Source organism: Bradyrhizobium sp. ISRA430 (assembly GCF_029909975.1).
In the GTDB taxonomy this organism is placed as follows: domain Bacteria; phylum Pseudomonadota; class Alphaproteobacteria; order Rhizobiales; family Xanthobacteraceae; genus Bradyrhizobium.
The window spans coordinates 180,945-204,469 of record NZ_CP094516.1; the positions used below are offsets into that span (position 1 = coordinate 180,945).

Below are 23,525 nucleotides of genomic sequence, written 5' to 3' on the forward strand. Positions count from 1 at the left end.
CGAGTGTTTCCTCTCTTGGTATTCTTGAATCAATTCCGTCATTACCGGGCTTGACCCGGCAATCCATCTTTTTTGAGAAGGATGGCGCGCGGGTCGAGCCCGCGCTTGTGCTGAGACGCTAGATGCTATTTCGCCGGAGGACTCGGCCACGGCCGTTGTGCGCCACGCAGGCCCTCGAACGCCTTGGCCAGGCCGAGTACGCCGATGTCGTCGAAGCGGCGGCCGACAATCTGCACGCCGATCGGAAAACCCTTGGCGTCGAATCCGCCGTTGATGGAGACGGCAGGGTTCTCCGACATATTCCATGGCACGGTATAGCAGATGTGCTCGAACGGCTTCATCGGATCGTTGGTTGGCGATGCGAGCTCCGCCGGAAAGTTCACGTTCGGCGCGGTCGGCGAGATCACGTAGTCGAGCTCGCAGAACAGCTTTGCCGCGGCGGCGCGGATCGCCATGGTCTGGTTGAAGCCGCGGATCACCTCGACGCCCGACAGGCTTGCGCCGGACTCACCCCATTTGAAGATGTAGGGTAGTACTTTTGCTTGCGCGGCGGGCGTCAGCTTCGACAGATCGTCCCACATCCGCGCGCGCCAAAAGTTGTCGAGGCCATCGAGCATCTCGCGGGTCAGGATGCCATCGACTTCGGTGATAACAGCGCCCACGGATTCGAACGCCTTGGCGGCCTTCACCGCGACTTCACGCACCGGCTTTTCCAGCGGCAGCCCAACGCCGAGATCGAGCATCAAGCCGATGCGCAGCTTGCGCGGCGACTTGTCCAGCGTCTTCCAATTGAGGGGCTCGGCGGGCAGGCTCATGCCGTCGCGCCGGTCGGGCTTTGAGATCACGCTCATCATCAGGGCGCAATCGTCGACGGTGCGGGTCATGGGACCGGCGACGCGGCCGACATAGGGCGGATCGATCGGCACTCGGCCGAGGCTCGGCTTCAGGCCGACGAGGCCGCACCAGCCGGCGGGCAGGCGCACGGAGCCGCCGATGTCGGTGCCGAGATGAAGCGGGCCGTAGCCGGCGGCAGCGGCGGCGCCTGCGCCCGCGCTGGAGCCGCCGGGGTTCTTCGAAAGGTCCCAGGGATTGCGCGCGAGCGCATGGAAGCTGGAAAGTCCGGAGGAGAGCATGCCGTAATCGGGCATGGTGGTCTTTGCGAAAATGACCGCGCCGGCGTCGCGCAACCGCGCTGCGGGCGGCGCGTCCCTTTCGGCCGGCACGAGCTTCACGCTCGCTGCGCCCAGCGGCACCGGCACGCCCTTGGTCGCGATGTTATCCTTGATCGTCACCGGCACGCCGTCGAGCGCGCCGGCCGGCTCGCCGCCGGTCCAGCGCGCGGTCGAGGCCTTTGCCGCACCGCGCGCGGTGTCGGGATCGAACGCATACAGCGCCTTGAGGTGCGGCTCCCACGCAGCGACGTGCTCGAGCACGTCCTCCAGCACCTCGCTCGGCGAGAACTGTTTGGCGCGATAGCCCGCGATCAGGTCGACCGCCGAGAGATCGTGCAGCGAGGTGACCGGCTCGTCGGCGCTGTGCTTAGGCATTGCCACCTGCCGGCATGCGCGTCTCGATGATGCGGGCGAACATGCTGGCGCCGATCGGCAGGATCTTGTCGTCGAGCACGTAGCCGGGATTGTGCACCGGCACCGAGCCATCGTGGCCGACCCAGAAATAGGCGCCGGGAATGGTCTGCAGCATGTCGGCAAAATCCTCGCTGCCCATCTTCGGCTGGGTGCGGGTGATGACGTTGGCGGGATCGACGACGGTGCGCGCGACCTCCTCGACCACCTTGGACTGCTCGACCTGGTTGACCAGCACACCAAAAGTGTCGCGGATGTCGGCCTCGATCTCGACCTGGAACGCGCTAGCTACGCCGGCGCAGATCGCGCGCATGCGTTCGCGGATCAGCGCGCGAACCTCGTCGGAAAACGCACGCACGGTACCGCAGAGATGCGCTTCGCCGGGAATAACATTATAGGCCGAGCCCGCATGGATCTGGGTGATGGACACGACGGCGGCCTGGAGCGGCTCGACGTTACGGCTGACGATGGTCTGGATCGCCTGTGCCAGCGTGGTCGCGATCACCACGGCGTCCTTCGAACGCTCCGGCATCGCGCCATGCGCGCCATAGCCGTTGATCCGGAGATCGAAGAAGTCGGCGCCGGCCATCGCAGGTCCCGGCAGGATCGCGATCTCGCCGAGATTGAGGTCGGGCGCGTTGTGCAGGCCGTAGAGTTCGTCGCAGGGGAATTTTTCGAAAAGCCCGTCCTTGATCATGGCGCGGGCGCCGCCGAGGCCTTCCTCGGCCGGCTGGAAGATCAGATGCACAGTGCCGTCGAAGTTCCTGGTCTCGGCGAGGTAGCGCGCGGTGCCGAGCAGCATGGTGGTGTGGCCGTCATGACCGCAGCCGTGGAAGCGGCCGGGAATGGTCGAACGCCATTTCAGATTGGTGTTCTCTTCCATCGGCAGCGCATCCATGTCGGCGCGCAGGCCGATACGCTTGTTGCTCGAGCCCTTGCCCTTGATGACGCCGATCACGCCGGTGCCGCCGAGCCCGCGATGCACCTCGATGCCCCAGCTCTTCAGCTTGTCGGCAACGATGCCGGAGGTGCGCACCTCCTCGAAGCCGATCTCGGGATGAGCGTGCAGGTCGCGGCGGACGGCGGTGAGTTCATCGGCATAGCCGTCGATGCGGTCGATCGTGGGCATGTGTTCTGTCCGGTTAGCGTGAAGGGGGATTGAAGACGGGACCGTTGGGCTTGATGCGAACGCCGGGGCGCAGCTTCGTCCAGGGCAGGGAGGCCGTGTCCGCCGGCATCGCGCCCGGTGCGGCGCAGATCAGGAGTTTTGCCGCGATCGGCTCGAAATCGGCGCGGAAGTGCACGGAGCTCTTGTTGACGAGAATGGCCTGCTCGGTCGGCTCGATGCCGACGTAGCGGTACATCGCCTGGTCGGCGAGCTGCGCCTTGTGCGAGCTCACGACCACACGGACCTCGCCGATGCGAAGGCAGGCGGATGGACCCATCTCCATCTCGCGGCCGCCGTAATAGGGGCCGGGTGCGATGAAGCGGCCGTCCGAGAGCTTTTCGACGACAAAGGTCTCGCGATAGGGCTCGTCGCCGGGAATGCCCGACCTGCCGCCGAGCGAGAGCGTCACGGTCGCACCAGTGCCGGCTGCATGTGCGGCTTTGGCCGACTCCGGATCGTAGATCACGCCGGTCGCAGCGCTCGCCTTGTTGCGCACCAGCGCGCGCAGCATGCCGGTGGTGTCGGAATCGCCGCCGGCGCCTGGATTGTCCTGGGTGTCGGCGATGATGATCGGCTTGCTCGCGCCCTTCGCGAGTTCCATCGCATGGCGCACGCCTTCGTCTGGCGCATAGATCTTGCCGTCGAAATCGTCCTCGTGGCTTTCGATCAGCTTGACGATCGCGTCCGCTGCGCGATCAGCGTCATCTTGCGTCCTGCCATAGGCGAACACGCTCGGCCCGCAATCGCGGAAGTCGGCGGCAGGAAAGCCCGGCGCGAAGGACAGCGTTGGCACGGCCTCGCTTTCGAGCGCCGCAAGCCTTTCATAGATGCCTTTGGTGGGCTGGTCGCTGGTGCATTGCCAACTGATCGGAATCAGGAAGGGCAATTGCCGGAACGCCTTTGCAAAGCGCTGCTTTGTCTCCAGGAGCCGCGCCAAATGTCTTGCGGAGGCCCGGCCGGTGTCGGCCATGTCGACATGAGGATAGGTGCGGTAGGCAATCAGCGCGTCCGCATGCTCGACCATCTCGGGCGTGACGTTGGCGTGCAGGTCGAGGCTCGTGACGAGCGGAACATCCTTGCCGATGATGCGGCGCACGCGCGCCAGGATCTCGCCTTCGCCGTCGTCGAGATGCTCGGTCACCATCGCGCCGTGCAGGTCGAGATAGACCGCATCGAGCGGGCCGGCCGCTTTGATGCCATCGACCATGACCTTCACGATGCGCTCGAATGCGTCCTTGGTGACATGCGCCGAGGGGCTTGCGCCGCACGCAATTGTCGGAATGAGTTCCCATCCGTTGGCTTCGCCGCTCTCGACGAAACCGGCGAGGCCGACATTGATGCGGCGCATCACCTTCAGCACGTCGGCGCCTTGCGTCATCGCCGGCCAGCCGCCGCCATGCTGGAAGTCCTTAAACGTCGCCTTCGTCGGTGCGAAGGTATTGGTCTCGTGCAGGAAGCCGCCGACGGCGATACGGGTCATCAGTTAATTCCAATTGAAAGTGCGCGACGTTAGCCTCGGCCTTGCGGCGAGAGCAAGGTGCGAAGCAATTCGAAAGCGCATGGGGTCAAGCTGTTTTGGGAATGCTGCGGATGCGATCGGAGTTGGACGTAAAGATGCGGCCACACTCTCGGTATCGTCCCGGCGAAGGCCGGGAGGTGGATTCACACTCGAAGTGCAACAGTTGGGAGAAGGCCTCCGCCGGGGTTCTGAAGTCAAGACATTTGCGCGGCGTGTTGTTGTAGGCGGCGATGGACTGGCGGAGGCGTCGGGTTGGGAGTTTTGCGAGGTCGGTCTTGCGCGGGATGAAGCGGCGCATCCGGCCGATGGCGTTCTCGATACCGCCCTTTTGCCAGGGCGCGTGGGGGGCGCAGAAGAAGGTCTTGATCAAGAGGCTCTGCAAGGAAAGGTGACCGGCGAACTCGGTGCCGTTGTCGAAGGTGACGGTCCGCCGCAGCGGCCGTGGCAGGGCTTTGAACAGGCGCACAAGGTGGCCTGCGACACCGGAGGCGAGCTTGCTTTCGAGACGGACGCCGACCAGGAGGCGGGAGGTGCGCTCGTGGACGGCCAGGATCGCCTGACCGTATTTGGAGAACATCATCAGGTCGGCCTCCCAATGGCCGTGGGTCTTGCGATCGGCGGCCTCGATCGGGCGCTGATCCAAGGAAACACGGCCCTCGATGAAGCTTGCGGGGCTTCCGCCGCGCCTGCCACGACGGCCGCGCTTGCTCTTGCCGCGCGGCAGATAGCGCCGCCAGGCGAAGTCCGTGGTTCGAGCGATCTGGGCATAGATGAAGCGATAGATGCTCTCGTGAGAGATCACCTTGCGCCCCCGTTCGCGCGCGAGCCGGCCGGCGACCTGCTCGGGGGACCAGCCGCGGCTGAGGCCTGCCAAGACCGTGCCGCGCAGGCCGGCGTCGTGCTCGAGGCGAGAGCCTTTCCAGCGCCGCGCCCGCGTCTGTTGCTCGGCGTAGCCTGGCTTGTAGCCGACCTGAACGCCCCGGTTGCGCTTCAGCTCCCGAGAGATCGTTGATGGCGAGCGATCCAGAGCTGCCGCGATTTGCCGGATCGAGCTGCCATTGGCTGAAAGTCTGGCAATCTCGCATCGGTCGTCCAACGATAGCTGTCCGTAAGTCCGCCCCATGGCAACACCCCCTGCTGGAAGTGTTGCACTTCGTTTGTGAACTCAGGGGACCCATAACCCCAGGGAGAAGTTTGGCGAAGATTAGTCACCCGGGACTCGCACCGTGCGCAAGTCGATAGATTCCGCGGTATGGGTCCCGGCCTTCGCCGGGACGACGATGGGGAGGCAGGGCGCCTCCACACTTTCACCGTCGCGCGGCGAGACCTTACGCGCTCGCCGCAACACCTTCCGCCACCGGACGGAAATTCGCGAAATCCCAGCCGCGGCCGGGGGCCGCATCCAGCAGTGCCCTGGTGTAGGCCTCCTTCGGATGCATCAGCACCTCGCCTGCCGGGCCCTGTTCGACGACGCGGCCGTGCTGCATCACCACCACCTCGTCGCAGATTTGCGCTGCGACGCGCAAATCGTGGGTAATGAACAGGATGGCGATGCCGAGGCGCTTCTGGATCTCGCCGAGCAGTTCCAGAACCTGCGCCTGCACGGAGACGTCGAGAGCGGAGACCGCCTCGTCCGCGACCAGCACGTCAGGGTCGAGCGCGAGGGCGCGTGCAATGGCGATGCGCTGGCGCTGGCCGCCGGAAAACTGATGCGGATAGCGCGACACCGCGTCGGCCGGAAGACCGACCAGCTCGAGCAGCTCGCGCGCCCGCTTCATCGCATCGGCGCGCGCGACGCCGTAGTTGATCGGCCCCTCGGCGATGCTCTCGCCGACGGTGACGCGCGGGTTGAGCGAGCGGTAGGGATCCTGGAACACGATCTGGATTTTTTGCCGGTGCGGTTGCAGTAACCGGCGCGACAGATCGGAGATCTCGCGGCCGGCAAGACGCACGCCGCCGGAGGTTGGGTCGATCAGGCGGACGATGCAGCGCGCCACCGTCGACTTGCCCGATCCGCTCTCGCCGACGATGCCGAGCGTGCGACCCTTGCGAAGCGTGAGGGTGACCTTATCGGCGGCGACGACCTCGCGGCCTTTGCCGAAGAAGGACCGCTCGCGATAGACCTTGCCGAGGTCGTTGGCCTCCAGCACGATCGGTTCCTTGGTCTCCTCGCGCGCCGCCCGCGGCACCAGGCTCGGCACCGAGGCGAGCAGGTTGCGGGTGTATTCCATGGTCGGATTACGCAGGATGGTCTCGAGCGGGCCGGTCTCGACCAGCCGGCCCTGCCGCATCACCGCGACGCGGTCGGCGATCTCGGCCACCACGCCCATGTCGTGGGTGATGAACAAAACCGCGGTGCCGTGATCGCGCTGGAGGTCGCGGATCAGGGTCAGGATCTGCTTCTGCGTCGTCACGTCGAGCGCAGTGGTCGGCTCGTCCGCAATGAGCAGCTTCGGCTCCAGCACCAGCGCCATCGCGATCATGATGCGCTGGCGCTGGCCGCCGGAGAGGCGGTGCGGGTAGGAGGCGAAGATGCGTTCGACCTGCGGCAGGCGGACCTGCTCCATCATGTCGAGGATGCGCTTCTTCCGCGCCCTCGCGTCGAGATCGGTATGGGCGCGCAGCACCTCATCGATCTGGCGTCCGACCGGTACGACCGGGTTGAGCGCAGTCATCGGCTCCTGGAAGATCATCGCCATCTGCGTCGCGCGCAACTGCCGCAGGCGACGGTCGGTCGCGGTGAGCAGCTCTTCGCCGACCAGTTTGACGCTGCCGCCGGTCGGAACCAGCGAGCCCTTCTGCAACAGGCCCATCACGGTCAGCGAGGTCACCGATTTGCCCGAACCGCTTTCGCCGACCAGGCACAGCGTCTCGCGCTCGCGGACCTGGATCGAGATGCCGTCGATGATCTTCGGCCCGTTCGGTTTCCTGCCGACGGTGACGATGAGATTGTTGATGTCGAGAACGGTGTTGGTCATCAGGTCACTCCGTCGTCATTGCGAGGAGCGAAGCGACGAAGCAATCCGGATGCAGTCTGGATTGCTTCGCTTCGCTCGCAATGACGGAACAAGGGGCAGGGCCGGCGAGACAATCACTTCCCCTCTCGCTGCTTCATGCGCGGATCGAGTGCGTCGCGGGCGGCGTCGCCGATCAGGTTGATGCTGAGGATCGCGATCGACAGCAACAGGCCGGGCCAGAAGATCAGCGACGGCTTGAGCTGGAAGTACTGGCGCCCTTCGGCCATGATGTTGCCCCAGGTCGGCGTCTCCGGCGAAATGCCGGCGCCAAGGAAGGAGAGGATGGCCTCGGTGAGGATCGCGGATGCGCACACATACGTACCTTGCACGATCAGCGGCGCGATCGTGTTCGGCATCAGGTGGCGCCACATGATCTTCGGGAGCGAGGAGCCGACCGAGATCGCGGCTTCCACATAGGGCTCCTCGCGCGCCGACAGCACGACCGAGCGCACGAGGCGGGCCACGCGCGGGATCTCCGGAATCGTGATCGCCACCAGCACGGTCCAGATGCTGGCGCCCGACAGCGACACCACGGCGATCGCGAGCAGGATGCTCGGCATCGCCATCAGACCGTCCATGATACGCATCATCACGGAATCGATCAGCTTGAAGAAGCCGGAGACGAGGCCGATCACAAGTCCGATGACGACTGACAGGATCGCCGAGCCGATACCGATCAGCAGCGAGATGCGGCCGCCATAGATGACGCGGGACAGCAGGTCGCGGCCATAGGCGTCGGTGCCGAGCAGGAATTGTGCGGAGGCCGGCTTCAGCCGCTGCGACGGCGCGAGCTGGATCGGATCATGCGGCGCGATCAGCGGCGCCAGAATCGAGATCAGTACGATCAGCGCGAGACAGACCGTTGCTGCCGCGATGATCGGCGTCGACGTGAGGAAGCCGAACCGTGGCCTGAGCGGCGACGTGATCGGAATGGACGACTGGGGAAGGGTATCTACCGACATTCTTGACCTTGTTTATCCTTGCCTCAGTACCGGATCCGCGGATCGAGCAGGGTGTAGGCCACGTCGATCAAGAGATTGACGACGACGTAGATCAGCGACGTCAGCAGGATCATCGCCTGGATCACCGGATAGTCACGCGCCAGCACCGCATCCACGGTGAGGCGGCCGATGCCGGGGATGTTGAACACGCTCTCGGTGACGACGACCCCGGAGATCAGAAGCGCAAAGCCGGTGCCGATCACGGTGATCACCGGCACCGCGGCGTTGCGCAGCGCATGCCGCATCATGACCGCGACTTCGCTGATGCCTTTCGCGCGCGCAGTTCGCACGTAATCCTCGCCGAGCACATCGAGCATCGCAGCGCGCGTCATACGCGCGATCAGCGCGATGTAGATGAAGGACAGCGCGCAGGTCGGCAGGATGATGCGCTCGAAGAATGGCCCGAAGCCGGTGCTGATGCTCTTGAAGCCCTGCACAGGAACCCAGCGCAGGTCGATGGCGAAGATCTGGATCAGGATATAGCCAACCACGAACACCGGCACCGAGAAGCCGAGGACGGACAGTCCCATCACGAAGCGGTCAATCCAGGTGCCGTGCCTCCAGGCCGCAACCACTCCCAAGGGAACGGCAACGACGACGGCGAGGATGATGGTCGACAGCGCGATCGAGATCGACGGCTCGACGCGCTGACCGATCATCTTCAGGACGGGCAGGTTGGAGATCAGCGAGGTCCCGAGATCGCCGTGCAGCAGCTTGTTCACCCAGGTGATGAACTGCACGATCAGGGGCTCGTTGAGGCCAAGCGAGGTGCGGATGCGCTCCAGCCGCTCTGGCGTGGCGTTGTCGCCGGCGAGGATCGCGGCGGGATCGCCGGGGGTGAGCCGGAGCAGCAGGAAGACGAACAGCGCGACCACGCCCATCACGGGCACGGCGGCGAAAATTCTGCGAACGAGATATCCGAGCAAGTTGGATCCGTCAGATTAGAGGCAAACCGTGGCACCGCTTTTGGCAGGTTGCCACCAGCGTAACATTTGAGCAATTCCCGTGCCATCAGGGCCACAGTTTTTGCAGTGCGGCCAAGACGTCTCACGAACCGCGCCGCTCACACGCACAGTCATTCCGGGGCGATGCGCAAGCATCTCGAGATTCCGGGTTCGCGTCTTCGACACGCGCCGGAATGACGAAATCACTCCAGCGTCGCCAGCAGCCCCGCCATCAGGCGACCGCGTTCGACCAGGCTGTCGACCTCGATATACTCCTCCAGCGTGTGGCCGTTGCCACCACGCACGCCCAGGCCGTCGAGCGTGGGAATTCCCATGGCCCCGGTGAAGTTGCCATCGGAGCCGCCGCCGGCGCTCGCATGCGGCAATTCTGCCCCGAGCGCCTTTGCGATGCCGCGCGCTTTCTCATAGAGCGCCATGGTGCCGGCGTCCGGTTCCCAGACCGGCCGCGTCACGCCGCGCGTCACCTTGAAGGTGACATCATTGGTTGTACCCGAGAGCGCCAGCATCCTCTCGACGCCGCGGTCGAGATCAGCCTGGCGCTTGGCCATCGAGAGCGCTTCGCCGGTGCAGGTCGTGGCGACGCAGTTGACCCATTGTCCGCCATGCACGACGCCGACCGAATAGGTACAATCGTCCGTCGTCATCGCGTCGATGGCCAGGATCTGGCGCGCCATCTCGCGGATCGCCGAGCGCCCCGCCGACAGCGTCGCGCCGGCGTGACTGGGCCGGCCCGTTGCTTCCAGGTTAAAGCGCGCGATCGCATAGCGACCGGTGGTCACGCCGTTGTCGGCGCGGCCAGGCTCCGGCACCAGCACGTATTTGTTGCGGGCGGCCTCCGCCTCGATGATGTCGCGCGTCGAGGGCGTGCCGACTTCCTCGTCGGGCGTGAACAGCACGGTGATCGGCAGCGGGGTCGTGACGGAAGCGCGCAGTAGCTGCCGGATCGCCTCCAGCGACAGATAATTGCCGCCCTTCATGTCGTAGATGCCGGGGCCGTAGCACCTCGCCCCGTCGCGCCGCCACTTCAGCTTCTCGATGGTACCGACGGGATGGACGGTGTCCATGTGCCCGGCGATCAGGATGCCCGGCTGGCCCTGCTTGGGGTGCGGAAAACGGGCGCGGATGACGCCGCCGAAGCCCTGCCGGCCGGCGATGCGCTCGATCGTCGCACCCATGATCGCCATCTCCCGCGCTGCAAGATCGAGCATGCTATTCACGGCTTCCGCGTCCCAGGTCGGGCTTTCGCATTCCACCCAGCGGCGCAGACCCTGGAGCATGGCCTCGGAATCAAAGGGAAGATTGGCTGGATTCATCATCGGGATCTCTCAAGCTTCGAAAGATGGAACGCGCATTGCATCGGCGCAGGCGGGATGAGCGGTTAGAGTTGTAGAGCCAAACCGAAGTTTGTGGAGCCCGTGCGCGCGCCGCCATGGGCTGCAGCGAAACCGGATTGACGCGCTCAAGGCTGTCTGCAAGTCTCGAAAAGATAAAGGCAATTGCATGAGGTTCGTACGCTCAAAGAACGATCCGAATGCTCAACCAATAATCTGCCTTTGAACAGTTTCACGTCAGGAGAAACTTTCCATGTTCCACTTGATGCGCCGGGGGTGTCGCGCGTTCGCCTCCAAGCTTGCGTTGTCGGTCGTCGCGCTTTCGACGGCGCTGGCTTCGCCGGTGCTCGCGGCCGGCAAGACCATCACGGCGGTGATGCATTCCGACCTTCGCATCATCGATCCGATCTTCACCACCGCCTACATCACGCGCGACCATGGCTACATGGTCTACGACACGCTGATCGCGACGGATTCGAACTTCAAGATCCAGCCGCAGATGGCGGACTGGAAGATCTCCGACGACAAGCTCACCTACACCTTCACGCTGCGCGACGGTCTGAAGTGGCATGACGGAGCGCCGGTGACGGCGGAAGACTGCGTCGCCTCGCTGAAGCGCTGGGCCGCGGTCGACGGCATGGGCCAGAAACTCCTGGACTTCACCGCGAGCATCGAGGCGACCGATGCCAAGACCATCACGCTGAAGCTGAAGGAGCCCTACGGCCTGGTGCTCGATTCAATCGGCAAGCCGTCCTCGCGCGTGGCCTTCATGATGCCGAAGCGCCTCGCCGAGACGCCCCCGGACAAGCAGATTCCCGAACAGATCGGCTCCGGTCCCTTCAAGTTCGTGCAGGGCGAATTCCAGCCCGGCGTGAAGGCGGTCTATGTCAAAAACACCGATTACGTGCCGCGCAAGGAGCCGGCGAGTTGGACCGCCGGCGGCAAGGTGGTGAAGGTCGATCGCGTCGAGTGGATCACCATGCCGGACTCGCAGACCGCGGTGAACGCGCTGCAATCAGGCGATATCGACTTCATGGAAGTGCCGCCGTGGGACATGCTGCCGGTTCTTGAAGGCAATTCCGACCTCAAGGTCGAAGTGCTGAACAAGTTCGGCTACCAGACGCTCGGCCGCATGAACTTCCTCTATCCGCCCTTCGACAATCCGAAGATCCGTCGCGCGGCGCTGCTGGCGATGAACCAGAAGGACGTGCTCGACGCGCTCGTCGGCAATCCCAAGTACTACAAGATCTGCGGTGCTTTCTTCATCTGCGACACGCCGTTCGCGACCGACGTCGGCTCCGAAACGCTGGTCAAGGGCAACGGCATGGCGGAAGCCAAGAAGCTGCTCGCCGAGTCCGGCTATGACGGCACGCCCGTGGTGGTCATGGTGCCCGGCGACGTCGTGACGCTGAAGGCGCAGCCGACAGTCGGAGTCCAACTCCTCCGTGAGGCCGGCTTCAAGGTCGACGCGCAGGCGACCGACTGGCAGACGGTCGTGAGCCGCCGCGCCAGCCAAAAGCCGCCGAAGGAGGGCGGCTGGAACATGTTCTTCACCAACTGGGTCAGCGCCGACGTGTCCAACCCGATCGCCAATCTCTCGATCGGCGGTCAGGGCAAGAAGGGCGGCTGGTTCGGCTGGGCGGAAGATCTCAAAATCGAGCAGCTCAAGGACAAATTCGTCCGTGCCACCTCGCTCGACGATCAGAAGAAGATCGCGGCCGAGATCCAGAAGGAAGCCTATGACCAGGTGATCTACATCCCGCTTGGCCAGTATCTGGCGCCGAGCGCGTGGCGGAAATCGCTGACCGGCGTGCTCGACGGCGCGGCGACGCCAATCTTCTGGAACATCGACAAGACGGAATAGGCGCTTCCGCGTCTCTCATCCGCTCCTGGACTTCGAAGGCGCCGCTGTGGTCAGCGGCGCCTTCTCATTTGTCGTTCCCGCTTGGCTGAAAAGGCGTGGAGCTTTTAACCCTTCCAGTTTCCGATCATTGCTATTTGTTTCCATCCTGAAATAAATGTGCCGTCTTCGCGCATTACTTTCCTTGCCTCGATTTGATTCACGTGCCGGTCGATTTTGCATTCCAGGCGATGGCCGCACGGTCGGATCGCTCGCCGACGCGGTGGCGCCGGCCTTTCCTGCGCTGGCTCGATGCCGTCGAGACGGGTTGGGCCGTGCCGCTGCTCCTGGTCTGTTTCGTCGCGATCTGGACGCTGTATCTGGTCGTCGCTTATGCCGGCAGCGGCCTGCACCCCGATACGCTCGAGACATGGACGCAGGGGCGGCATTTCGCGTGGGGCTATCATAAGCATCCGCCGCTGATGGGCTGGGTTGCTGCGGCCTGGACTTCCGTCTTCCCGGTGAGCGACTGGTCGCTCCGATTGATGGCGATGGCGAATGCGGGGCTTGCGTTGTTCTTCGTCGACTTGGTCTCGCGGCAGTTCGTGACCGGGCACAAGCGTATCCTAGTGCTGCTGCTTCTGATGCTCACGCCGGCCTACCAATTCCACGCCCAGCGCTTCAACGCCAATGCGGTGCTGCTCGCGGTTTGGCCGCTGGCGACCTGGTGTTTCCTGCGCGCGTTCGAGACCCGTGCCGCGTTCTGGGCGATTGCCGTAGGCTGCACGACGGCGCTGGCGATGGTCGGCAAATATTATTCCGTCTTCCTCGTCGCGAGCTTTGCATTTGCAGCGCTGGCGCACCCGGCGCGACGAGCCTATTTCACCTCCGCTTCTCCATGGATATCGGTTGTCACCGGGCTCGCAGTCCTGTCGCCGCACATCTACTGGCTCGCGACGACCGGCGCTTCGACCTTCACCTATGCGTTGGCCCACGCCAATGGCAACGCCGCGACCTCGCTCGGCGAGGTCAGGAATTTTCTGCTGGGGCTGGCAGCGGCCATGAGCGTCTCGGCTGCGCTTTGGGTGTTCATCGCCGGCACGCGGCTGAGACAATTTCCAGCCGACTTCGCCGCGATGAGCCCGAGCCTGCGGCTTCTCTTCTACATCGCAATCGGCACCATCGTGCTGCCGGTCCTGACGTCGCTGGCGATGGGCACGGATCTTCCGTCGCTGTGGGCGCTGCAGGGGCTGTTCTTGTTTGCCGTGCTCGTGGTCTGCGGCACGCGCTACCCGATCGAGCGGTTCCATACTGTGAACCTCGCGATCGCCACGGCCGGTGTCGCGCTCGTTGCTGTTCTCGTCGCTGCGCCGATCCATGCCGTCTACCGCAACATTCATGGCTATGAGGAGGGGCGGAATTTCTACGCCCAGGCAGCGAATGAGCTGACGCGCCAATGGCGCGAACTGACCGGCGAGCCGCTCGGCGCCGTGAGCGGCGACGATGCGCTGGCCTTCGCGACGGCGTTCTACAGTCCGGACCATCCGTATTACGCGCGGCCCTTCCAATATCAGTACACCTGGGGTCTGCCGCGCAAGATGACGCTGGATCGCGGTTGGGCCGCGCTCTGCTTCCGCGGCCAAGCCAGTTGCGGCGCGTGGATGGACTGGGTGTCCGCGCGTGCCGGGCACTTCGTCAAGCGCGAATTCACTGTGCAGGCCACGGTATGGGGCGAAGCCGGCATCACGCGAGAGGTTGTCGTGCTCATGGTGCCGCGTACGGTGCCCGAAAGCGCGGCCGACGATTTCAGTGCCAGCAGACGCGGGGCCGAGTAGGGCCCTCGTTCAGCAGTGGCTGTCGCGTATCCGTTCGAGGCCATCGGTCGCGAAGGGTGGAACGAAAACGGTCTGCTCGGGACTGGACGACGAACGCTCCGCTTCCGTGCGTTCAGGAGCGCCGCGGTCTTCGTTGCGTTCCAGTTCCATTAAGCCGACCCTCTCGAATTGCTGCAACACAACATCGAGGGCGCGGGGAAGTTCCCTGCGTCTCGGTTTTACGCGACCGGAAGAACCGTTGTGTTCCACCCTATAATTGCGATCGCCACGAGCGTCGAGCTTGGCCGTGGAGTGTCAGAGGGACTGACGGATGCTCGATCACGTCATCGCCCGTTTCAACGTTTGATTGAAAACATCGGCCTGTCGCCGTAATATGCGAGTGCAATTGCTTTTTCGATATTCATTTTGATTGGGAGGTTGCGTTGAATTTGATTACGCGCGCCGGTGCCTGGTGCAACGGTGAGGTCGGATACATTGCGTGGGACAGCAAGGCGAAGATCGAAAACTGCGCCGGCTTCATGGTGACGCGCGTCCATGAGACAGGAGAGGACGCCGGCCAGCGCCGCATCCTGCCGACCTGGATCGCCTTCACCGATCAGAACAATCCCAACTGGAACGAGCAGGATTCCTCGGTCTGGCCGATCCAGCGCTTCGAGTGGCGCGACCTGACGCTGCGCAAGTCGCGCGACACGACGAAGGTGCGACCGATCGATTTCAGGGTTCACTACGAGATCGTGCCGGTCGGATTGACTGACGGTCCGGGTCGAAAGCCCGTCCCGCCGTCTCCCACCGCGCCCGCGACCGATGCGCACGGGCTGCCGAGCTTCGAGGGGCCCAAGCATCAGCTCTACCAGATCGGCGAACCGGCCAGGACCAATTCGATCGACGTGACGCACACCTATGGCGAGGGGATCTCCGCCACCTTCACCAACGGTATCCTCTCGACACAGAACCTGGTCCGGCAGCTCAGCTCCGTCGGCAAGGCCCCACCGAAGAAGGCCATGAGCGAGGCGGCCTCGCCGAACGCGAAGACGCGCGTTCAGGGTGAGAAGAAGAAGGAGGATCATCTGCTGGCGGTGCTGAAGCGGGAGATCGTCAATCCCAAATCGCAGATCCGCGCCTTTCTCACCGGTGACGTGTTCGCATTCGTAACGAAATTGCTCGACCGCGCCAGGAAGGAAGACGGCGAGGTCTATCTCGCCCTCTACGAGTTGCACGACAAGCCGCTGATCGACCTCCTTGTCGACGGCATGAAGAGCGGGCAGGTCCACATCATCCTCACGACCGCCGGAAACGAAAACCCGAACCCGAAGGGCACGCCGAAGGAGAAGCGCAAGCCTGTCGTCTGGGACACCGAGAACAATGATCCGAGAGCCAAACTGCACGCCGCGGCCGGCAAGAAGTACAGGGATCGCGTGATCGACCGCATGTTCAACTCGTCGGCGCGGATCGGCCACAACAAATTCGCGGTCTACGTCAAGGGCGGCAAGCCGCTCGCCGTCATGACCGGCAGCACGAACTGGACCGAGACCGGGCTCTGCACCCAGTCCAACAACACGATCATCGTCGAGGACGAGGGGATCGCCGCCGACTATTTCGCCAACTGGACTCGCATGAAGAACGAGAAGCTTGCTCCGCGAGAGGCACTCACGGTCAAGAAAGGCACCAAGACGATCGTCGGCGCCAAGCCGAACAACAACAAGCAGGGCGCCGGCATCAGGACACAGAACCAGGCGATACCGAAGCGGCGGCAGCTCCACGGTGGCGGAATCGGCAAGGTCTGGTTCTCGCCGAACACCGATCAGTCGGCCGTCCCCAAGAAGAATCCCGTGCGGCCGGTCGATCTGCAGGAGGTCTATCAGCGCATGGATGCCGCCAAAAAGGCGATCCTGTTCCTGACCTTCCTGCCGAGCCGCGGCGGGGTCAACAGCGTCGTCGGCGAAGCCGCGCAGCTCGCCGAGAAGGCCGGCGCGCTCGCCGACAAGGGGCTGTTCGTCATGGGTGCGATCAGCGATCCCACTGCGCTTCCAGGCTACACCGCCCCTGTAAAAGACGCGCCCAAGCCGAAGGGGATCAAGCTGCCGCCGCCGGCGATCTGGTGGCCGAAGGGCGACAAGAGCCGGATCGCGATGATCCGCGCGGCCGCCGTGCGCATTCCCTTCGGCAATCTTCGTCCCGAGCTGCTCACGGCCGGCCACGCCATCATCCACGACAAGATCATCGTCATCGATCCTCTCGATGAAGAGCACTGCACGGTGATCACGGGCAGCCACAACCTCGGCTACAAGGCCTCGTACTGCAATGACGAGAACCTGCTGATCATCGAGCGCAATCGCGAGCTTGCGATCTCCTACGCCGTGCACGTGATCGATCTCTACGACCACTACGTGATGCGGGCGCGGCTCGAGGAGAAGATCCGCAAGGACATCATCGCCGGCAAGCTGAAGTCCTATGAAGCAGCAGCAGCGGAAGCCGAGCCGCGTGGCTTGCTGACGCTCGGATCGGACTGGCAGGACCGGCATTTCGAGAAGCGGCCGATGTCGAGTCTCGACTACTTCCTCGACGGTACGAAGGCGGCCGCGCCTGCAAACAAGGCCACGGCGGCATAGAGCCAGTCCCAACTCGCCCCGCTTGCGGGGCGAGTCCCGAATGCGCAGCCAGGACGGTCGATGAGGCTACTGCGGGGCTGTTTGCGTCGGCCCCGCGGCAGCGGCTCAGATACCCTGGTCCTGTCCAGCAGCGTTCCGATGATGCGGCCTGAACAGCCGGCCCTTCTCGACGATCAGCACGATCGCCAATGCAAACAGCGTCGACAGGAAGAAGCCGGTCGAGAACGGCAGCAGCGTGCCGTCAAAGCTCTGGCCGATAATCATGCCGACGACGATGCCGATCAAGGTCGTGATCGAGCCGTAGAGCGAGGACGCGGTGCCGGCGATCTGGCCCTGCGGCTCCATCGCGAGCGCCGTGAAGTTGGCGATCATCATGCCGAAGGAGAACATCATCAGTGCCGACAGTGCCATGAACAACGGCAGCGGCAATGCATCGAGGCTCACCGTAAGCAGCATCACGCCCGCCACCGCCGCATAGAGCACCAGCGCGCCGTGCGAGATCACGCGCATGCCGAGGCTGCCGACCAGCCTGGCGTTGAGGAAGGCGGCAATGGCGGTGCCGGCCGCGATCGCGGCGAAGGCGAGGGGGAAGTAGTGGCCGAGATGATAGATGCCGGTGAAGACCTGCTGGGCCGAGAAGACAAAGGCGAACAGCGCGCCGATGACACTGCCGGCGGCGATCGCATAGCCGATGGTCTGACGGTTGGTGACGGTCTGGCCGAAGGCCGCGAGCACCTCGCTCGGTGCGAGCGATCTGCGCTCCGAGGCGGGCAGGGTCTCCGGCAGCCGCAGCACGCTCCAGGCCAGCGCGAGCAATCCGTAGAGCATCAGCACGACGAAGATGCCGCGCCATTCGGTCACCAGCAGCACCGCCTGTCCGAACGAGGGCGCGATCACGGGCACCGCGATGAACACCATCATGGCGAGCGACATCACGCTCGCCATGCGCCGCCCGACATAGCAGTCGCGCACGATCGAGGTCGCGATCACGCGCGTTGCCGAGGTGCCGAGACCCTGAAGCGCGCGCGCCAATAGCAGCGTCTCGAAGGAGGGCGCGGCGACCGCCAGCACGCTCGCCACCGCGTAGACGGCCATGCCGCCGAGCAACACCGGCCGCCGGCCGAAACGGTCGGACAGTGGCCCCATCACGAACTGTCCCGCGCCGAAGCCGATCAGGAAGGTCGACAGCACGAGCTGGAGATGGTTGGCGACGGGAATCTTGAAAGCTGCCCCGATATTGGGCAGCGCCGGCAGCATCATGTCCATCGCAAGCGGATTGAGCGCCATGATGGACGCGATCACGATGACGAATTCGGGAAAACCCATCGGGCGGTGTCCCGAGGACACCCAACTGTCGGCGTTGACGTCGGACAAGGAAGCTTACCTCTGATTTCAGAGGCGGTTGTACCGGGAATGCTGCGCTGCACAACCCATGTTTCGGGATGGGTGGTAGGCGTACGGACAAGAATTGGTGAGTAGGATCTCTCTCGATTGGCGTGGCCTGTCCGCACGCGCGAACCAGCGCAAACTCCATTAGCGACGAGTGCCGACCGTCCGGTCGCGCCATGGAAACCATGGATTCACCATGCTCGCCTAAAGGTAGACCTCTGGCGGAGTCTGTCCGCTGGGCAGGGTGAATCTGAAACGCATCCTCTTCACTGTGGCGGCCGACCGATAAGGCGACGCGCGTTGGCGGCGCCAGGAAACCAGGACAGGCAAGGCATCCGCAGGTGTCCGACGTCTCAAATGCAGCACGATGGTTGGAACCGTCAGCCGATCTCGGCTCGCCGCGGGCGACCTGGCTTGCCTGCCTGATCGCGCTGGTCGCGCTTCTGGTGTTCGGCAATCTCGCCAATGACGCGACGCTCGATGTGAAATACGGCTGGGATGTCCGCGTCAATTGCGCGGCGGTCGAGGCCCATGTCGACGGGCTCGATCCCTATTTCGTCCGGAACTTGAAGGGCACCAGGCTCTCCTATCCCTATCTGCCGGTGACGCTGGACGCCTTCCGCCCGCTCTGCGCGGGCGGCGTCCTCGCCGGTCACTACAGGAGCATCTATCTCGTCCTCGCCGTGCTCTGCGGCCTAGTGCTGCCGGGTCTCGCCGGAAGGCGCACAAGCCTGCGCGAGGTTGCGCTCAAAATTCTCTGCGCGCTCGGTGCGTTCGTCGGCTTCGAATGGGTTTCGGCCTCCGGCAATTTTGCGATCCTTGGCGGCCTGCTGAGCGCGGTTGCGCTGGCGCTGCTGCTTCGCCCCGGCGCGCCCGGCCGGCCCGACGATCAGCGCCTCGGCTCGCGCATCGCGGGCGCCGCGCTGCTCGGCGTCGTGATGTCGTTCAAGCTGGTGTTCTGTCCCGTGCTTGCGGCGCTCTATTTCGTGCCGCTGCCGCGCCGTCAAAAGTTCACTCTGATCGCGGGCGCGGGCCTCGGTTTCGTGTTGCCGATCCTGATCTCGATGCTGCTGTACCCGGATCTGTTTTCGAGCTGGCTGCTTGCGATCAAGGGACAGATCCCCAACCAGCACTCGGTCTATATCGAGGAAGCCAACCCGTCGCTGCTCTTGTTGGCGCGGAGCCTGATGGACCATGTCGGGCTCGCCGACAGCAAGCCGGCCGTGTTCGCGCTCTACGCTTTCGCCGCGGCCGCGCTCGTGCTCGCACCGTTCGCCCTTACGGTGCTGCGCACCGTTGCGAATGGACAGATATCCGGTGAGGAATCGTTTCTGGCACGCATGGACCGCTGGCTGATGGATCACCCGCAAGCGGCCGTGCGGATCACCGTGCTTGCCATGTACGCCTTGTATCTTTGCTCGCCGCGCCTCAAGGAATACGCCTTCTTCGAGCTGGCGCTCTATGCCGCTGTTCTCATCGTCGATCTTCCGGCCGCCGTGCTCGCCGCCGTGCTGACGGTCGCGATCGTCGCACCCACATTGGCCTCGATCTCCGGCAATGCCTTCATGGGCGGCTTCGGCCAGCTCGCGATCGCGCTGGTCTGCTTCTGGATCCTGCTTGCCCGGCAGCTCGTGCCGTCGGACCTCGTGGTGCGGGCAGCCGGGGTCGAACCGGCACAGCGCTTGCGCACCGAGGGATTTTAAGTCCCTTGCGTCTACCAATTCCGCCATGCCCGCTTGATCCAACGAGATCAAACACTTAAAGCCCCTTCAGCCGTCTGGAATTGGCGCTTCGTAAGGCCGGATGGGCGCTTCTTCCTTAAGCGAGCCGGCCGCGCAAGGCAAAGCCTCAATCCGGACATCTGTTGTTGCTTTAGGCATTCTCAATCCAAGGAGACTATTGATCCGGCATGCCTGCTTCGATCCTAAATTGCCTGCGCGCCTGCAGTGCGCTCGCCGCGCTGGTCGCGGCCGGCTTCGCGCTGTCCGGCTGCGCCGGCGTGAGCGACACGGTCTCTCCGGCCTTCGCCGATCCCGGCAAGTACGAATTGTACGATTGCAAGCAGCTCGAGACCGAACGCAAGACGCTCGCTAGCCGCACCGTCGCGTTGCAGAAGCTGATGGACAAGGCTGAGACGGGGGCCGGCGGCGCGGTCGTGTCCGAGCTTGCCTATCGCAATGATTACATCGCCGCGCGCGGGCAGGCGCATTTTGCGGAAGAGGCCTGGCGCCGCAACAAGTGCCGGGAAACGCCGCCGGACGCCACGCCGTCCGTGTCTACTCCGCAGCGACCGGTCATTAAGCCCACCCCCAAAATTCAATAGCGCGGTCCGCTGAGACGCGGCAACCCTGCGCGTTCGCCTCAGTGGCGCCAGCCGTAGATCCAGTCCTGCCGCGCCAGCATGCGCTCCGGCCCGAGCGCACGGATCGCAAGATCGCGCGCGATCGCGAGCGGGCCGGTGAAATGATAGATGCGACCCTGCTGCCGCGCGGTCCGCTGCACGCGGCGGACGCGGGCCTGCCGTGCCCGCCCGTATTGCTTCAGCGCGGCGGCGATGCCGGCCGCGCTCTCGGCAGCCTCGCCAGTCAGATGCTGGGCGAGCACGGCAGCATCCTCGATCGCCATGCCGGCGCCTTGGGCCGCAAATGGCAGCATCGCGTGCACGGCGTCGCCGAGCAGCGCAATCGGTCCTTTGCTCCAGCCACAGCCCTCGGGAAGAGTGAATAACGCCCATTTGCGCCAGCTATCGACCGCGCCGAGCATCATCCGCGCAGAGGGTGGCCAGCGCGGTGCGGCGAAGGCATCCATCACTTCGGACGGATCGCCCGGTGTACTCCAGCCGGGCCTGTTCCATGTTCCCGGCAGCACCGCGACCACATTGATCTGGCGTCCGCCCGCAATCGGATAGGCGACCAGATGGGCGTTCGGGCCCATCCAGAGCTGGACCCGGCGCGCGGTGTATTCCCTGGGGAGCTGCGTGGCCTCGAAAGTGCCGCGCCAGGCGATCAGTCCGGAGAAGCGCGGCTGGACGTCGGGAAAGAGCTGTTTGCGCACCGTCGACCAGACGCCGTCGGCGCCGATCAGCGCGCTCGCCAGATCGTTGCGACGAATCGTACCGCTGCGGTGGACGATGGTCAGCCCCTTGGCATGGGGCGCGACGTCCTCGAAGGTCGCGCCCAGCTTCAGCTCGATGTCCGGATGGTCGGAGACTGCTCCGGCGAGGGCCGATTGCAGATCGGCACGGTGCACCACCCAATAGGGGGCGCCGGCGCGCGTCGATGCGACTTCACCCAGCGGCATGCGCAGCAATTCGCCGCCGGCGCGCGCGCTCATCACGCAGACCGCATCCGGAGTCACGGCCCGCAGCTTCAGCCGGTCCTCAAGGCCGAGCTCGACCAGTACCCGGCTCGCATTGGGTGAGAGCTGCAGACCGGCGCCGACTTCCTCGAGCCGCTCAGCCTTTTCCAGTACGACGACGCGAAAGCCCCTGGCCGCGAGCGCGAGCGCAGCCGTCAACCCTCCGATTCCGGCGCCGGCGATGGCGATCGTTCGGGAGCGGGCCACCCCTGACCGATGAAACGGTCAGGCCACCTTGTCTTTCAGGACGCATTCCGGCGGCCGGGCCTCGCCGGCCTTCAGGTCGGCCGCGAAGCGATACAGCGTCGAGCAATAGGGGCAGATGATCTCATTGTCGTTGCCGAGGTCGAGGAAGACGTGCGGATGATCGAACGGCGGGTTGGCGCCCACGCACATGAACTCCTGCGAGCCGATCTCGATGACGGGGACACCGGCATCGTTATGGAAGTGCGGGACGACATGGTCGGACATCGTAGTTCATCCTGGAGTGGCAATGGCGGCGGACACAATCACTGGTCACACAGCGCTTTTTAACGCGGCGGACCATACTGGGGGGTGCAGATGATTGCTAGTCCAGCGGAACCGAAAGGTTCGCAACTGCCCCATGCTCATTTGCTCATGCAAATTCGACACAATCTTGTCGCCTCGGAGAAGCCCTTCTTTCGTCGGGGACGTTGTGTCGCAAATTTGGCATACTATTTCTGTGGACGGGCACATTTCCGACGAAAGACGAACGATCAGGCGAGCGACCAGGTTGTGCGCATGAGGTGGCTACGAATCAGCACTGCGTTGACCGGCATCGCGGCATGCAGCTTCATGCTCGTGCAGGTGGTGCCGCATGCCCGCGAGGCCGGCGCGATCTTGATCGCAAAGGACGATCCGGCGGTGCTGTCCGAGCTCAAGCTCAACGATGTTCTGCGACAGAATGAGCGTCTGGTTCAGGACAACATCGAGGCCGCGCTTGCAGCGAATGATGCCGATCTTGCCAATAGCTTCGTCGAGCTCGCGCGTGACCGCAACATCGCGCTTCCCGATGACCTCCTGAACCGGGTGAGCGACGCGGTCACGGATGAAAATTCCACCGCGCATTTCGCAAGGCGGTTCGCCACCGGCCTCGTCACCGGCAGCGCGGATGATGTCGCGAGCTTGTCGGGAACGGTCGCCGGCGATCTCTTCGTGATCGGCGACATCAGGGACGTGGTGCGCGAGGGCAAACATCTCGCCATGGGCGAGGATACCGATCGCCTCGTGCTCGGACTTGCTGCCGTGGGCCTTGCAGTGACTGCCGCGACCTACGTGTCGGTGGGCGGCGCAGCGCCGGTGCGCGCCGGGCTGACGCTGGTCAAGGACGCCCGCAAAGTCGGGCGGCTCAGCGAGGGCCTCGCGGCATGGGCCGGCCGGTCCGCGCGTGAGGTGGTCGACACGCCGATGCTCCAGAACGCGGTTGCCTCGGGCTCGGTGCTCCGGCCGCGCGAGACCGCGAGCGCGATCAGGGCCGCGTTCCGTGCCGAGAAGGCCGGCGCGCTGGTCCGGTTCGGCAAGGATGTCACGCGCGTTGCCGAAAAAACCGGCACGCGCGGCGCCATGGACACGCTGCGCATCGCTGAAGGCCCGAAGGATGTCGCGCGCGCAGCCCGGCTTGCCGAAGCGCAGGGCAGCAAGACGCGCGCGATCATCAAGCTCCTCGGCCGCGGCGCGCTGCTGCTCGCCGGCGGCGCGTTCGATCTTGCGCTGTGGCTGTTCGGCGCGGCGATGACGCTGTTCGGCCTGTTATCCTCGATCAAGGCGACGACCGAGCGCCTCACGCAAGGCTGGTGCGATCGCAGGCGGCGGCGGAGGTTACGCCAGGCACAGATCGCGGCTGGGGCCGCTCTGGCGGGCGCGGCCATCAAGGCCTAAGATCAATCTTTC

General features: G+C 64.4%; 19 protein-coding genes and 1 tRNA gene. 5 read left to right on the forward strand and 15 right to left on the reverse strand.

Annotated features, from left to right (window positions below; all coding sequences use genetic code 11):
• Positions 1–125 precede the first annotated feature (125 nt).
• The 8 genes from MTX21_RS00945 to MTX21_RS00980 form a co-directional block, all read right to left on the reverse strand.
• Positions 126–1,547 carry an amidase gene (locus tag MTX21_RS00945; protein WP_280970085.1) on the reverse strand — a complete coding sequence of 474 codons (1,422 nt, stop codon included), beginning with the start codon at positions 1,545–1,547 and terminating at the stop codon, positions 126–128.
• A complete protein-coding gene (locus tag MTX21_RS00950) occupies positions 1,540–2,712 on the reverse strand; it encodes a M20 aminoacylase family protein (protein ID WP_280970086.1) in 1,173 nt (390 codons plus the stop codon). Before MTX21_RS00950 ends, MTX21_RS00945 begins: the two co-directional genes overlap by 8 nt.
• A gap of 13 nt (positions 2,713–2,725) precedes the next feature.
• On the reverse strand, positions 2,726–4,231 hold the full coding sequence (locus MTX21_RS00955) for a M81 family metallopeptidase (RefSeq protein ID WP_280970087.1): 1,506 nt from the start codon (positions 4,229–4,231) through the stop codon (positions 2,726–2,728).
• Positions 4,232–4,316: 85 nt separating this feature from the next.
• Positions 4,317–5,366 (reverse strand): IS30 family transposase, encoded by a 1,050-nt coding sequence (locus tag MTX21_RS00960; protein ID WP_280970088.1) that lies wholly within the window; start codon positions 5,364–5,366, stop codon positions 4,317–4,319.
• A gap of 232 nt (positions 5,367–5,598) precedes the next feature.
• On the reverse strand, positions 5,599–7,248 hold the full coding sequence (locus MTX21_RS00965) for an ABC transporter ATP-binding protein (RefSeq protein ID WP_280970089.1): 1,650 nt from the start codon (positions 7,246–7,248) through the stop codon (positions 5,599–5,601).
• Positions 7,249–7,361: 113 nt separating this feature from the next.
• Complete coding sequence (locus tag MTX21_RS00970) at positions 7,362–8,249, reverse strand: ABC transporter permease (RefSeq protein WP_280970090.1); 888 nt, start codon at positions 8,247–8,249, stop codon at positions 7,362–7,364.
• 23 nt (positions 8,250–8,272) lie between these two features.
• Positions 8,273–9,214: an ABC transporter permease gene (locus MTX21_RS00975; protein ID WP_280970091.1), complete on the reverse strand. Its 942-nt coding sequence runs from the start codon at positions 9,212–9,214 to the stop codon at positions 8,273–8,275.
• Between the two features lie 221 nt (positions 9,215–9,435).
• Positions 9,436–10,566: a M20/M25/M40 family metallo-hydrolase gene (locus MTX21_RS00980; RefSeq protein ID WP_280970939.1), complete on the reverse strand. Its 1,131-nt coding sequence runs from the start codon at positions 10,564–10,566 to the stop codon at positions 9,436–9,438.
• 271 nt (positions 10,567–10,837) lie between these two features.
• On the opposite strand from MTX21_RS00980, the gene MTX21_RS00985 reads away from it, so the two are divergent.
• From MTX21_RS00985 to MTX21_RS00995, 3 genes are all read left to right on the forward strand, one after another.
• Positions 10,838–12,448, forward strand: coding sequence for an ABC transporter substrate-binding protein (locus tag MTX21_RS00985; protein ID WP_280970092.1), 1,611 nt, complete (start codon positions 10,838–10,840; stop codon positions 12,446–12,448).
• Positions 12,449–12,675: 227 nt separating this feature from the next.
• A complete protein-coding gene (locus MTX21_RS00990) occupies positions 12,676–14,259 on the forward strand; it encodes a glycosyltransferase family 39 protein (protein WP_280970940.1) in 1,584 nt (527 codons plus the stop codon).
• Between the two features lie 422 nt (positions 14,260–14,681).
• Positions 14,682–16,868, forward strand: coding sequence for a phospholipase D-like domain-containing protein (locus tag MTX21_RS00995; protein ID WP_280970093.1), 2,187 nt, complete (start codon positions 14,682–14,684; stop codon positions 16,866–16,868).
• A 105-nt stretch (positions 16,869–16,973) separates the two neighbouring features.
• Here MTX21_RS00995 and MTX21_RS01000 read toward each other — a convergent pair whose 3' ends face one another.
• The 5 genes from MTX21_RS01000 to MTX21_RS01020 form a co-directional block, all read right to left on the reverse strand.
• A complete protein-coding gene (locus MTX21_RS01000; RefSeq protein ID WP_280970094.1) occupies positions 16,974–18,242 on the reverse strand; it encodes a multidrug effflux MFS transporter in 1,269 nt (422 codons plus the stop codon).
• A gap of 395 nt (positions 18,243–18,637) precedes the next feature.
• The gene (locus tag MTX21_RS01005) at positions 18,638–18,913 is read right to left on the reverse strand and encodes a hypothetical protein (protein ID WP_280970095.1); all 276 of its coding nucleotides are present in this window, start codon (positions 18,911–18,913) and stop codon (positions 18,638–18,640) included.
• A 39-nt stretch (positions 18,914–18,952) separates the two neighbouring features.
• Positions 18,953–19,627 (reverse strand): hypothetical protein, encoded by a 675-nt coding sequence (locus MTX21_RS01010; protein WP_280970096.1) that lies wholly within the window; start codon positions 19,625–19,627, stop codon positions 18,953–18,955.
• Positions 19,628–19,716: 89 nt separating this feature from the next.
• On the reverse strand, positions 19,717–19,947 hold the full coding sequence (locus MTX21_RS01015) for a hypothetical protein (protein WP_280970097.1): 231 nt from the start codon (positions 19,945–19,947) through the stop codon (positions 19,717–19,719).
• Positions 19,905–19,993: transfer RNA gene (locus MTX21_RS01020), tRNA-Leu, on the reverse strand. Before MTX21_RS01020 ends, MTX21_RS01015 begins: the two co-directional genes overlap by 43 nt.
• A gap of 173 nt (positions 19,994–20,166) precedes the next feature.
• On the opposite strand from MTX21_RS01020, the gene MTX21_RS01025 reads away from it, so the two are divergent.
• Positions 20,167–20,580, forward strand: a complete 414-nt coding sequence (locus tag MTX21_RS01025) for a twin-arginine translocation pathway signal (protein WP_280970098.1) — start codon at positions 20,167–20,169, stop codon at positions 20,578–20,580.
• Positions 20,581–20,618: 38 nt separating this feature from the next.
• Here MTX21_RS01025 and MTX21_RS01030 read toward each other — a convergent pair whose 3' ends face one another.
• Both MTX21_RS01030 and MTX21_RS01035 read right to left on the reverse strand, forming a co-directional pair.
• Entirely contained in the window at positions 20,619–21,821 is a 1,203-nt protein-coding gene (locus MTX21_RS01030; protein WP_280970099.1) for an FAD-dependent monooxygenase, read from the reverse strand.
• Between the two features lie 18 nt (positions 21,822–21,839).
• Positions 21,840–22,085 carry a zinc-finger domain-containing protein gene (locus MTX21_RS01035; RefSeq protein ID WP_007602543.1) on the reverse strand — a complete coding sequence of 82 codons (246 nt, stop codon included), beginning with the start codon at positions 22,083–22,085 and terminating at the stop codon, positions 21,840–21,842.
• A gap of 291 nt (positions 22,086–22,376) precedes the next feature.
• On the opposite strand from MTX21_RS01035, the gene MTX21_RS01040 reads away from it, so the two are divergent.
• Entirely contained in the window at positions 22,377–23,513 is a 1,137-nt protein-coding gene (locus MTX21_RS01040; protein ID WP_280970100.1) for a hypothetical protein, read from the forward strand.
• Positions 23,514–23,525 lie beyond the last annotated feature (12 nt).

What these genes read in the sequence shown, in the direction of transcription:
- MTX21_RS00945 (WP_280970085.1), bottom strand. Translation starts at nt 1,547, where the DNA reads ATGCCTAAGCACAGCGCCGACGAGCCGGTCACCTCGCTGCACGATCTC.
- MTX21_RS00950 (WP_280970086.1), bottom strand. Translation starts at nt 2,712, where the DNA reads ATGCCCACGATCGACCGCATCGACGGCTATGCCGATGAACTCACCGCC.
- MTX21_RS00955 (WP_280970087.1), bottom strand. Translation starts at nt 4,231, where the DNA reads ATGACCCGTATCGCCGTCGGCGGCTTCCTGCACGAGACCAATACCTTC.
- MTX21_RS00965 (WP_280970089.1), bottom strand. Translation starts at nt 7,248, where the DNA reads ATGACCAACACCGTTCTCGACATCAACAATCTCATCGTCACCGTCGGC.
- MTX21_RS00970 (WP_280970090.1), bottom strand. Translation starts at nt 8,249, where the DNA reads ATGTCGGTAGATACCCTTCCCCAGTCGTCCATTCCGATCACGTCGCCG.
- MTX21_RS00980 (WP_280970939.1), bottom strand. Translation starts at nt 10,566, where the DNA reads ATGAATCCAGCCAATCTTCCCTTTGATTCCGAGGCCATGCTCCAGGGT.
- MTX21_RS00985 (WP_280970092.1), top strand. Translation starts at nt 10,838, where the DNA reads ATGTTCCACTTGATGCGCCGGGGGTGTCGCGCGTTCGCCTCCAAGCTT.
- MTX21_RS00990 (WP_280970940.1), top strand. Translation starts at nt 12,676, where the DNA reads ATGGCCGCACGGTCGGATCGCTCGCCGACGCGGTGGCGCCGGCCTTTC.
- MTX21_RS01025 (WP_280970098.1), top strand. Translation starts at nt 20,167, where the DNA reads ATGCCTGCTTCGATCCTAAATTGCCTGCGCGCCTGCAGTGCGCTCGCC.
- MTX21_RS01035 (WP_007602543.1), bottom strand. Translation starts at nt 22,085, where the DNA reads ATGTCCGACCATGTCGTCCCGCACTTCCATAACGATGCCGGTGTCCCC.
- MTX21_RS01040 (WP_280970100.1), top strand. Translation starts at nt 22,377, where the DNA reads ATGAGGTGGCTACGAATCAGCACTGCGTTGACCGGCATCGCGGCATGC.